Source organism: Mesorhizobium sp. M2A.F.Ca.ET.042.01.1.1 (assembly GCF_003997405.1).
GTDB lineage: Bacteria > Pseudomonadota > Alphaproteobacteria > Rhizobiales > Rhizobiaceae > Mesorhizobium.
The window spans coordinates 1-1,546 of the sequence record NZ_RZRX01000535.1 but is presented as its reverse complement, the minus strand read 5'-3'; the positions used below and the strand labels follow the sequence as shown (position 1 = coordinate 1,546).

Sequence of the window (1,546 nt, the reverse complement as noted above, 5' to 3'; positions counted from 1 at the left end):
ACATCGAAGGTCGGCAGCGTCGGGCCGGCCGCGGCGGCGGGCGCCGTTGCGTTCTTGTTGGCCGGCGCCATCGTGTTGGCCGGGGCCATTGTGTTTGAAGGAGCTTGAGGCACGCGCGCCTCGGTGGTCGTGCTCGAGGATTCAGCCGGTTTCGCATCGGTCTGCGGCAGCGCCGCGATCTGCGCCGGTTTCTGGTTGATGTAGGGATCGAGCGCACCCGACCCATAGGCGACCGCCGCGACGACGGCCACGCCGCCCGCCGCGAACAAGAACGCCTTAGAAGGATTGATAGCCATAATTTTATACTGCCCCCTTAGCCACCTAACGCCGGTCTAGCGTGTTTTCTCCGCGCTCACAAGAAAAAGCCCGTCCGCGGGCTTGACCCGGCCAACCGTCCCCATCACCAATCATCGTCATGAACACGATTCGATCCGTCTGCGTCTATTGCGGCTCGTCTCCGGGCCGCGACGAGGCCTATATCAAGGCCGGCCACACGCTTGGCCGCTCGCTTGCCAAATCCGGGTTGCGCCTGATCTATGGCGGCGGCACCAAGGGCATCATGGGCGCCGTCGCCGACGGCGCGCTCAAGGCCGGCGGCAAGGTCACCGGCATCATCCCGCGCTTCCTGATCAACAGGGAAGCGACCGAAACCGCGCTCGACAAGCTCGACGAATTGCTGATCACCGACAATATGCACGAGCGCAAGCACAGCATGTTCGAAAAATCCGACGCCTTTGTGGCGCTGCCGGGCGGCATCGGCACGGTGGAGGAGATCGTCGAGATCATGACCTGGGCGCAGCTCGGCCATCACCGCAAGCCGATCGTCTTCGCCAACGTCAAGGGGTTCTGGGACCCGATGCTGGCGCTGATCGAGCACATGTCGGAGGAAGGCTTCATCCACACCGCGCATCGCGTGAAGCCGCTGGTCGTCAACGACCCTGAAGCGATCGTCGCAGCCATCATGGTGGCGGGCTCGTCCGTCGACGCGCCGACGGAGGGCGTGCAGTCGGTGATAGATAAGATGTAAGGCAATAAGGCAGTAGGGGAGTAAGGCAGTATGTAAGGCTGCGGAAAATGCCCCCTACAGCCCTACAGCCCTACAGCCCTACAGCCCTACAGCCCTACAGCCCTACAGCCCTACAGCCCTACAGCCCTACTGCCTTCCTCAAATCCCCAATCACCGTCCGCCGATCATTGCGCCGCCATGCCACATGGATCGACACGCTGCGCTTGAACCAGGGCAGGTCGAGGAAGGCGACGCCCGGAGGGGCTGCGCTTCGCAGGCTTTCCTGAACCGTCGCCAGGCCGAGGCCGGCGCTGACCAGGCCGAGCGAGGTCAACGGGTCGTTCGTCTCATAGGCAATGTCGGGCATGAAGCCGGATTCGGCGCAGGCCGCCAGGAACTGCGCGCGGTTGGTGTCGCCGGGCTGGCGCACGACGGTGATCCAGACGCGGCCGTCGAGTTGGCCGGGCGCGATGGCGGCGGCACCGGCGAGCGGGTCGCCCTCAGGCATTGCGAGCACCAATGGCTCGCGCCGCACCAGCA

Annotated in this window: 2 protein-coding genes and 1 pseudogene; 1 reads left to right on the top strand and 2 read right to left on the bottom strand. The window is 64.6% G+C overall.

What is annotated here, in order from left to right:
• Positions 1-296 (bottom strand): annotated as a pseudogene (locus tag EOA23_RS34605) (peptigoglycan-binding protein LysM); the annotation flags it as partial.
• Between the two features lie 119 nt (positions 297-415).
• Here EOA23_RS34605 and EOA23_RS34600 point away from each other — a divergent pair.
• Positions 416-1,027: a TIGR00730 family Rossman fold protein gene (locus EOA23_RS34600; protein WP_127307306.1), complete on the top strand. Its 612-nt coding sequence runs from the start codon at positions 416-418 to the stop codon at positions 1,025-1,027.
• Between the two features lie 118 nt (positions 1,028-1,145).
• On the opposite strand, the gene EOA23_RS34595 is transcribed toward EOA23_RS34600, so the two are convergent.
• Positions 1,146-1,546 (bottom strand): LysR family substrate-binding domain-containing protein (locus EOA23_RS34595; RefSeq protein ID WP_189341833.1); only part of this gene is annotated, 401 nt, incomplete at its 5' end.